The sequence below is a fragment of the Amycolatopsis dongchuanensis genome, from assembly GCF_039542405.1.
Classification (GTDB): Bacteria; Actinomycetota; Actinomycetes; order Mycobacteriales; family Pseudonocardiaceae; genus Amycolatopsis_E; species Amycolatopsis_E sacchari.
The window spans coordinates 21522-29508 of record NZ_BAABIB010000077.1 but is presented as its reverse complement, the minus strand read 5'-3'; the positions used below and the strand labels follow the sequence as shown (position 1 = coordinate 29508).

Genomic DNA, 7987 nt, shown 5'->3' with positions numbered 1-7987 from the left:
ATCAACAAGCACAACTTTCATCCAAGAAAACTGAGCCAGATTCTTGACGCGGGACACGGGAGCGGGACCGGATGCGGGACCTGTTCGGCAGGCACGTGGGCGACGACGTGGCGAGGCACGCGCTGGAGCACGGGATCTCGCTGTCGGGCGATGTGCGCGAGGTGACGGCGTTGTTCGTGGACGTGGTGGACTCGACGGCGCTGGCGTACGCGAGTTCGCCGGAGGAGATCGTGCGGAAGCTGAACCGCCTGTTCGGCAGTGTGGTGTCGGTGGTGGACGCCAGGGGTGGCCTGGTGAACAAGTTCCAGGGTGACGCGGCGTTGTGCGTGTTCGGCGCGCCGACCCGGCTGGCCGGTGCGGAGACCCTGGCACTGTCCGCGGCCCGCGCGATCCGGGACGAGGTGCTGGCGGCGGGTGAGCTGGACCTGGGGATCGGGGTGGCGAGCGGGCGCGTGTTCGCGGGGCAGCTGGGTGCCCGCAGCCGCCTGGAGTACACGGTGATCGGCGACGCGGTGAACGAGGCCGCCCGGCTGACCGAGCACGCGAAGAAGGTCCCGGGCCGCATCCTGGCGAGCGAAGCGGTGGTCACCGCGGCGGCAACCGCCGAGCGCAACCAGTGGTCGGCGTACCGGAAGATCCGCCTGAGGGGCCGGGAAATCCCCACATCCACCTGGACGGCGTAAGCGCTTTCGGGGTATCTGGGGGGTTGTTGCGTGGCACGCGGGTCGCCGCGCCTCGGGCGGCAGGCGGGTCGGCACGCCCCGGGTGGCAGGCGGGTCGGCACGCCTCGGGTGACACGCGGGTTGCCGCGCCTCGGGTGGCACGCGGCTCGGCACGCCTCAGATGGCAGGCGGGTCGGCGTTCCCCGGGTGGCAGGCGGGTCGGCACGCCTCGGGCGGCGTGAGCGCCGTCCCTGCCGCCGGTCCTTGCCCGGCGCGGCGGCTGCCGCAGGTTCGTGCCGCGCCCGTGGCCTCATGGACAGCCCCACCTCGCAACCGTCTCAGACCCCGCCCCGTCACGGCGGCTGCCGGAGGTCGCGTCGCGTCCCGTCCGGGACTGCCGCTGGTCCCACCCCGCGGCCATCTCCGCCCGGCTCAGCTCGGCCGCTGCCTCAGGTTCGGCTGTTGCCGTCCCAGGCGAGCCCGCCCCACCCCGTCGCCCGGCTCTGCGACCACCACCGGCTCCGTCTGCCTGGCACCCCCACGGTCTGCCAATGTCCGCGTGCCGGCCAGCACCAGCGGCTACCCGCCCCACCCGTAGGGCCGGGTCCAAAGCTGCCTCGGCCTCACCAGCAGCCCCACCGATGCGAAGCTCCGCTTCCCAACCAGCCGCCACGCCCCCAACGCTTCCGTGTCGCCGGTCCGTCGCTGCTCGGGTTCGTCCCGCGCCCCCAGCCCCACCACACCGATGCGTACCTTGGCTTCCCAACCACCCGCCACGGCCCCAGGCAGCCCGGCAGACTCACCGCGCCCCGTCGCGGTCGCCCGCACCGCGGTCAGCCCGGCTTCACATCCGGCCAGGTCAGCAGCGTGGATCCCCAGGTGAGCCCCGCCCCGAAGGCCGTCATGAGCACCCGGTGCCCCGGCCGCAGGCTGCCGTCCTCGCACGCGTCCGCAAGAGCGAGCGGGATCGAAGCCGCGCTGGTGTTCCCGGTGCGGGCGATGTTCGCCACCACCCGGTCCTCGGGCAGCCCGAGCTGCTTGGCGGTCGCCTGCAGGATGCGCAGGTTCGCCTGGTGCCCGACGAAGCGGTCCACGTCGGCCACATCCTGCCCCGCCCGCTCCAGCACCGTCCGCGCCGACTCCGCCATGCGGGCACAGGCGTGGCGGAACACCGTCGTGCCCTGCATGGTCAGGAAGTAGTCGTGCGGCTCCGCGGACACCCGCTGCCGCGCCCCGCCCGCGGGCACGATCAGCAGGTCGGCGAGTTCTCCGTCACTGTGCAGGTCGATCGGACCGAGCGCGCCGGGCTCATCCGCGTCACCCGCGCGCAGCACCACCGCGCCGGCCCCGTCCCCGAAGATCGGCAGGGTGCTCCGGTCCTCCGGGTCGCACAGCCGGCTGAAGACGTCGGCGCCGATGACCAGCACCCGGTTGGCGATGCCCCCCGCGATCAGCCCGCCCGCCGTCGCGAGCGCGTACAGGAAGCCGCTGCACACGGCGTTCACGTCGAACGCGGCGATCCCGCTGAGGCCCAGCCCGGACGCCACCTGCGGAGCACTGGCGGGACACAGCTGATCGGCTGTCGAGGTGGCCAGCACGAGTGCGTCCACGACGTCGGAACCCGCGCTGCGGAGGGCGTTCCCTCCCGCCTGTACCGCCAGGTCCACTGTGGACGTGTCGGCGTCGGCGATCCGCCGTTCTCGGATCCCGGTGCGGGTGCGGATCCACTCATCGGAGGTGTCGAGGCTCCGCGAGAGCTCGTCGTTGTCCACCACTCGTGGGGGCAGCCAGGCGCCCAGCCCGGCGACGACCGCGGAATGCCCCTTCTGCATGTTTCACTTGTAGGGCCTACCACTCGGTAGACCGGTGAGTTGTGTTCCAGGTCACTATCGCGCCGCCCGAAAGGACTACAGGCTGGTAAAGGCGGTGGAACTCCCGGTGGAACAAGCGGTCATTCCTCCACAAAGGACAGAGGCACCGTGACGAGCCCGCCTCGCCCACCTGATCGGCCGCGAGCCGAGGCGGACTTCTCCGAACTTGCGCAATCAGTGCTCTGATCTGCAGTTTCTCGCTAGGATGCGAAGGTGCCTGCTGCCGAACTCGACCCCCTGGACCAAGCCATCCTCAGCAGGCTGCAGGTGGATTGCCGCACGATCGCCGAGTCCATCGGCGCTCAGGTCGGCCTGTCCACCGCAGCTGTACAGCGCCGGATCAAGCGGCTGCGGGCGACAGGGGTGATCGCCAAGGAGGTGGCGGTCGTCGAGCCCCGCTCGGTCGGCGTGGACATGACGTTCATCGTCGGCGTCGAGATGGAGCGGGAGCGCATCGAGGTGCTCGAGGCGTTCCGCAAGCAGGTGCTGAGCGACCCGGCGGTGCAGCAGTGTTACTACGTGACGGGCTCGGCGGACTTCGTGCTGGTGGTCATGTGCCGGGACATGGCAGAGTTCGAGGAGTTCACCCGCCGGACCTTCTTCGACAACGGTGAGGTGCGCCACTTCACCACCAGCGTCGTGATGGACCGTGTGAAGGTCGGGCTGACGGTTCCCCTGAACGGCGGCTGACCCCAAGCGGGTCACGCGTTACACGTTCGGACCGATTGCACCGGATCGCGTGAAAGTCTTTCACCGGGCATCATCATCGGCGCTCAACGCCATCTCCTGGCTGTCCGATCGGTTCGCGCGTGGCGCGGACCCAGAGCACGAGGAGAGGCACGTGAACACCGAAGCCGTCAACCAGAGTCAGTTCGTCACGCTGAACGGTTCTCCCGCTCCGGTCCTGTCTCGACTGTCCTATGTGGGCACCGAGCCGTTCGCGGTCAACATCGCTTTCCGCACCGAGCGGGGCCGCTGGGTGGAGTGGACCTTCGCCAGGGAACTGCTCGTGCGCGGCCTGTCGGAGCCGGCGGGCCTCGGGGACGTCCGGGTCCGGCCCGATCTGGCGAACGACGACGACCTGCTGATTCTCGAGATCGAGTCACCGGACGGTTACGCTCTGGTGGAGATGGATCGCGAGGACGTCGAGCGTTTCCTGGACGTCTCCGCGGAGATCGTGCCGATCGGCGCCGAGAGCGAGCACTTCGACGTCGACGCGTTCATCGCCGAGATCACGAACGTCTGACCCGCGCCCGGCACGTCGCGGGCTCCTGAGGAGCCGCGACCGTTACCGTCAGCCGCGTGGACTCGGACGAGGCACCGGCATGGCGCGCCCCGACGCGGGGCGAGCACCGTTCACCCGCGGCCGCGGTCGTCGTCGGCACGGTCGCGCTCCAGCTGCTGTTGCCCAACGAGCTGGTGTTGCGCCCCTGGTGGGTGTTGCCCGCCGTCACCGGTCTGCTCGTGATCGCATTGCTGCTCGTCAACCCGGGGCGGGTCAGCAAGCGCACCCCGGTGGAGCGCGGCATCGCGCTGTCCGTGGTGGCCGTGGTGAGCATCGCCAACGCGGCTTCCGCCGTTCAGCTGGTCGACGGCATCATCTCCGGGTCGATCACCAATCGCCCCGGTCCGGTTCTGGCGAGCGCCGCCATCGTCTACTGGACCAATGTCGTCGCCTTCTCCCTCTGGTACTGGGAGTTCGACCGCGGTGGGCCCGGCCAGCGCGCGACCGGCGAGCAAGAGTTCCCGGACTTCCTGTTCCCCCAGATGACGTCACCCGAGTTCGCGGGCCGGAACTGGCGGCCGACCTATCCCGACTACCTCTACCTCTCCTTCACCAACTCGACGGCCTTCAGCCCCACGGACGTGATGCCCCTCCGCCCCTGGGCGAAGCTCACGATGATGGTGCAGTCAGCCATCTCCCTCGTCATAGCCCTCCTCGTGGTCGCCTGGGCGGTCGGCGCCCTCAACTCCTGACCTCTCCGCGCGAAATGCCTTGCTCCACACTGCACACAGACCGTATACAACCTGTATGGAATTGGGTGCCGGCCGCTTCCCCGAACCGCCTTACTACGCGGTCATCTTCACCTCACGCTTCCACGACACCGGTGACGACTACGAGCCGACGTCAGAGCGCATGTTGAAGCTGGCCGCAGAGCAACCGGGTTTCCTGGGCGTCGACTCCGCGCGCGGAAACGACGGGCTGGGCATCACGGTCTCGTACTGGCGCGATGAGGAATCGATCGCCGCCTGGCGCTCGCACGCCGAGCACACGCTCGCCCGCCAGACCGGCCGCGAACGGTGGTACGACGCGTTCGAGGTCCAGGTCGCCCGGGTCGAGCGCAGCTACGGCTTCCGCCGGAACAGGCGGCTTCAGCGGCCGTAGACGTGGAAGTCGTGGCTGCGGTAGACCTGCGTGCCGCCGCTACCCCACGTCCACGGCCCGAACATCCGCTCGAGCTGCTCGCCCAGGCTGTCCACCGGATCCTGCAGCGGGCCCGAGTCGGCGTCAGGAAGGTCGGCTCGCTCTTGCACGCTCGGCTTGGCCGGAGTCGTCGTGGTGGTCTTGCTGGTGCGCTTACCGCTCGGGACAACCTGCTTCTGGGAGACGGCCGGCGCCGTGGTCTGGGGCGCCTGAGGAGCAGGAACCACCTCACGGGTAGCAGGCGGCTCAGCCGACGGCTGGACGCTGCTTTGCACCGGCGCGGGAACCGTGCCCACCGCCAGCGCGGGCGTCGGCTCGGGGTCCTGCTGCCCGAACATCCCTCCGCTGACCCAACCCGCCACCAGGAACAACGCCGCGGCGCAGGTGAAGGCGAGGTTGCGGCGAACCCGTCGTCCGGCCGGTCGTTGGGGTTCCGTCGCAGCGACCAGTACCGACGGCGTGATCTCCACCGGCTTGGGCTCTTCCGCGGCCGGCGGGGCACTGTGGGCGACGATGCCCGTCCGATCGGCCATCTGAATCGCCGTAACGATGTCACCCGGCCTGCTGCGCAGACCCGCGCGCGCCATCACAATCCTCCAGTGGCACCGTCTGATCAGCTTCGACGCCCGCAGCGGAACCGGCCATCACCCGACGGCAGTTTTCTTTGCTACGCGGCGCGCCCGAAGCTACCAGGGTGATGCCTCACCCAATGACGAAACAGTCTCAGTTTCGTCGATCAAGCAGAAAGTCAACTCTATCGGGTGACGCGAGCTGGGCTCGATCATGCGGAGAGTAACGGCTGGTCGCCCGGTTGCTCTTTGCCTCGATCACCTTCCTTTCCGGCCGCTTTCCCACACCCAGGCAGCGACTGCGACTCGGTTGCGCAACCTGAGCTTCCGCTGCACGTGCATAAGATGCGATTTCACTGTGCCCACGGAGATGGACAACTCCGCAGCGATCTCCAGATTCGTCTTCGCCTCGGCGACGAGTGACGCCACCGCCAGTTCGCGAGCGGTCAGTGGCTCCGTGGGCACCGCCGCTGGCGTCAGGGTCGTGAGGTGCCGGAGCAGCTGGACGGTCACCTCCGGACTGATCAGCATGTCGCCGGAGACCGCGGCACGCACGCCCTCCACGAGCAGTGTTGGGCCAGACCGCTTGAGGAGGAACCCCGCGGCTCCGTTGCGGATCGCGCCGTACACGTACTCGTCGAGTTCGAAGGTCGTGATGACGACGACCCGCAGAGGCTGCTCGACGTCCGGCCCAGCCAGAGCTCTCGTCACCGCGAGGCCGTCGAGCCCGGGCATCCGGACATCCACCAGCACGACGTCCGGCTGCAACACCCGCGCGCGTTCGATCGCCGCCGCGCCGTCCGCTGCCTCCCCGATCACCCGCAAGTCCGGTTCGGCCTCCAGAATCCGCCGGAGATTCCGGCGCACCGCCTCCTGATCGTCGGCGATGAGCACCCTGACCCCGGTCATGCCCGCACCGGAATCACCGCACGCACCGCCCAGCCTCCACGTTCGCGGCGTCCGGCTTGGAGCCGCCCACCCAACGCCTCTACTCGTCCTGTCAGCAGCGGCAACCCGGTTCCACCGGAGACCCGCCGACCGAACCGCGGCCGAGCCCGGCGCCCGTCTCCGTCGTCATCCACCGTCACGACCAACTCAGCCCCGCGTCGGTGCACCGCTACCCGCACCAGCGCGGCGGAGGACGCATGCCGTCGCACGTTCGTGAGTGCCTCGCGCAGAACCTGTTCGGCTGTCGCGGCAACCTCGGGCGGCACATCGCCAACTCCTTCTTCCGTCAGCAGTTCGACCCGTGCCGAACTCGTTCTCGCGAACCGTTCGACGATCCCGGCGAAGTCAGCGCGTCGAGCCCCCTGCGGAAGCGCATGTCGCGACCCGGAAGGCGCGGCAAGAAGCCGGACAGTGCGGTCGAGTGAATCCAGAGCACGGACGCCCGCCTCCTCGATGCGCCGCAACGACGCCACCATTTCGAGCGAGTCGGAGCCGATCCGAGTCGCCTGCGCCTCAAGCACGATCGCCGTCACTTCGTGGGCGAGCCAGTCGTGCACCTCCCCGGCAAGCTGCACACGTTGCTCCCGCCTGGCCGCTGCCACCGTGTGCTCGCGCACCTCGTCCAGATGCCGGAGGTACAGCCCGACAGCTGTGGCAGCCGCGGCGAGGACGAACCAGCTGCAAGCCAGGCCGGCCACCTGCGCCGCGTCAGGGGAGGCACGGGGCAGCAACGTGACCCGCAGGGTTGACGAGACGACGGCGACTATGGCGAGCAATGAGCCGATGGCCGCCCGCACCGGGGGCAACACCCGCACCGCTCGCGCGAGGAGCACCAGCATGAAGGCGGTCTCCACCACGAGCCAGGCCAACGCGCCGCCGTTCGTTGTGCCGCCGGCTGCCGGCGTCGCCGTCACCGACGCCACCACCGCAAAGCCGAGGCAGGGCTCCAGCCCACGGCGAGCTCGTGGCTCGAGGCCCACGACAGCCGCGGCGATGACGATCACGGCGGACGCGACGAGCACGTTCGGCACCCGAGGTGATCCCGCGAGAACGACAACCGCTGCGATCGCAAGGATCGCCGAGCACCAGAGCCAGGGCTGCCGAAGCCGTCTCGCACCCTCGCGCGGTGCTGCTTCCTGCCCGGTACCGCGACTCCACGGGCCGCCGAGGCTGAGGGTCGTACCGTCCACATCATCGCTCCTTCCCCATTGGTCGAACCGGGTTCGAGACTGGCGCAGATTCATGTCGAGCACCATCGGCCAAAAGACAGATCTTTTCTGGAACATCGACAGTGAGACACCCGAAAGTGTGTCGAACAGGCTTTCGATATCTGCTACGGTCGTCTTCGAGGCCGCGCAGAGTCATCCGGCCGAATCTGAATCTTCTTCGAACAGGTAGGTTGATCATGTTCTCGTGGTGCCACAAGGTTTTGCACGACTTGCCCCTGGCTCTGCGCAGCATGCTTTGCGCGCAGCAACAGGAAGCCGCCCGCGGAGCGCACTACGCCACGCG

8 protein-coding genes and 1 pseudogene are annotated in these 7987 nt (G+C 69.0%); 5 read left to right on the top strand and 4 right to left on the bottom strand.

Annotated elements, in window-relative coordinates; all coding sequences use genetic code 11:
* Positions 1-50 precede the first annotated feature (50 nt).
* A pseudogene (locus ABFX51_RS20365) lies at positions 51-683 on the top strand (adenylate/guanylate cyclase domain-containing protein); the annotation flags it as partial.
* Positions 684-1495: 812 nt separating this feature from the next.
* On the opposite strand, the gene ABFX51_RS20360 reads toward ABFX51_RS20365, so the two are convergent.
* A complete protein-coding gene (locus ABFX51_RS20360) occupies positions 1496-2494 on the bottom strand; it encodes a beta-ketoacyl-ACP synthase III (RefSeq protein ID WP_091509195.1) in 999 nt (332 codons plus the stop codon).
* Between the two features lie 252 nt (positions 2495-2746).
* On the opposite strand from ABFX51_RS20360, the gene ABFX51_RS20355 reads away from it, so the two are divergent.
* The 4 genes from ABFX51_RS20355 to ABFX51_RS20340 all read left to right on the top strand — a co-directional run bounded on the left by ABFX51_RS20355 (position 2747) and on the right by ABFX51_RS20340 (position 4919).
* Entirely contained in the window at positions 2747-3223 is a 477-nt protein-coding gene (locus tag ABFX51_RS20355) for an Lrp/AsnC family transcriptional regulator (protein WP_091509197.1), read from the top strand.
* A gap of 151 nt (positions 3224-3374) precedes the next feature.
* On the top strand, positions 3375-3779 hold the full coding sequence (locus tag ABFX51_RS20350; RefSeq protein ID WP_091509198.1) for an SsgA family sporulation/cell division regulator: 405 nt from the start codon (positions 3375-3377) through the stop codon (positions 3777-3779).
* A 56-nt stretch (positions 3780-3835) separates the two neighbouring features.
* Positions 3836-4510: a hypothetical protein gene (locus ABFX51_RS20345; protein WP_245783126.1), complete on the top strand. Its 675-nt coding sequence runs from the start codon at positions 3836-3838 to the stop codon at positions 4508-4510.
* Positions 4511-4565: 55 nt separating this feature from the next.
* Positions 4566-4919 (top strand): antibiotic biosynthesis monooxygenase family protein, encoded by a 354-nt coding sequence (locus tag ABFX51_RS20340; protein WP_346054576.1) that lies wholly within the window; start codon positions 4566-4568, stop codon positions 4917-4919.
* On the opposite strand, the gene ABFX51_RS20335 is transcribed toward ABFX51_RS20340, so the two are convergent.
* The 3 genes from ABFX51_RS20335 to ABFX51_RS20325 form a co-directional block, all read right to left on the bottom strand.
* The gene (locus tag ABFX51_RS20335) at positions 4907-5545 is read right to left on the bottom strand and encodes a hypothetical protein (protein ID WP_346054575.1); all 639 of its coding nucleotides are present in this window, start codon (positions 5543-5545) and stop codon (positions 4907-4909) included. The genes ABFX51_RS20340 and ABFX51_RS20335 overlap by 13 nt on opposite strands.
* A 240-nt stretch (positions 5546-5785) precedes the next feature.
* Positions 5786-6436: a response regulator gene (locus ABFX51_RS20330; RefSeq protein ID WP_346054574.1), complete on the bottom strand. Its 651-nt coding sequence runs from the start codon at positions 6434-6436 to the stop codon at positions 5786-5788.
* Complete coding sequence (locus tag ABFX51_RS20325) at positions 6433-7761, bottom strand: sensor histidine kinase (protein ID WP_346054573.1); 1329 nt, start codon at positions 7759-7761, stop codon at positions 6433-6435. The genes ABFX51_RS20330 and ABFX51_RS20325 overlap by 4 nt, the downstream gene beginning before the upstream one ends.
* Between the last annotated feature and the right edge of the window lie 226 nt (positions 7762-7987).